Annotated in this window: 1 protein-coding gene; it reads left to right on the top strand. The window is 70.0% G+C overall.

Annotation, left to right across the window (positions count from 1 at the left end; all coding sequences use genetic code 11):
• Positions 1-634: 634 nt before the first annotated feature.
• Positions 635-1,015: hypothetical protein (locus tag ACFU7D_RS29945; RefSeq protein ID WP_378874220.1), on the top strand; the 381-nt coding region annotated here is incomplete at its 3' end.

Genomic DNA, 1,015 nt, shown 5'->3' with positions numbered 1-1,015 from the left:
CAGGATCAGCAGCACCGCCAGCGCGGCCAGCGCCGGTTTGCGCTCGCGAGGAGGGCTGGGAAGCCGGTCACCGACCGACGGCTGAGCCGGAGCCGCGGAACGTCCCGCGCCCGCCCCCGTACGCTCCTGGATCTTCACGCAACCGCTCCCCGTACAACCAAGAAATTGTCTGCCACGTACCAACTCGGGCATCGATCGCCCAAGTAAGCAGAATCATCTGCAATTTCGGACACTTCGCCCGTGTCCGCCCGACCGCTGACGTCCCGGGGCATCCCCTGACGCACCCGACCTGGGCGAATAACCAGCAGTAAGGCGAGTGTCAAGCCATCGCACCGTATCAGCCGCACATAGGCCCCTCAAGGCACGCCCACTCCCCGCGCACTCACCCCCTGCACCGTTACCCAGCTGCAACTTCGCACCCGCGGGACCCCCTTGAGCACCGCCCGCCGAGCAGCCCCTCCCACTGTGCTCGCGCGAATCACGGACGGCCAGAGCCGAATGCCGTCCACGTGCTGTTCATCACGGTGCACCCATGACCCCTGCACGATTCACTCACGAGGGCCCCGACCGCCCGTGCCATGATCTTCGCTCGGATCGGTGACGGAGCGCGTACGCAGAGGAAGCGGGGACGGGGATGGGTCTACTGCCGGTGAGCGGGGCGGCGTTGAGGTCCGACGCCCGGGTACGGGATGCCGCGCGGGACATCGGCGCCCGCTACGACGTCGACTACACCGACGACGCGGCCGTGACCGCGCTGCTGACGGAACGGCGCAAGGCGCTGGAGACGGAACAACGCCGACCGGCGGCCTGGCTGGGGCTGCTGGCACTGATGGCGGGGCTGTTCCTGCCGGTCGGCATCCCGCTGTCCGCGGCGCTCGACGCCCACCTGTTCGCCGCGGTGGGTGCCGCGGGCGGCCTGACCGTCGTCGGCGTGGCCCTGCTCGTCCACGCGCGAACCCAGTGGAAGCGCGCCCTGCGCAACGGCCCCCTCGCCGGCTACCGCGAGGTCCTCGGC

It is taken from the genome of Nocardioides sp. NPDC057577, assembly GCF_042801335.1.
Taxonomy (GTDB): domain Bacteria; phylum Actinomycetota; class Actinomycetes; order Propionibacteriales; family Nocardioidaceae; genus Nocardioides.
The sequence above is the reverse complement of the archived record's forward strand: the minus strand, read 5'-3'. Positions and strand labels throughout refer to the sequence as shown.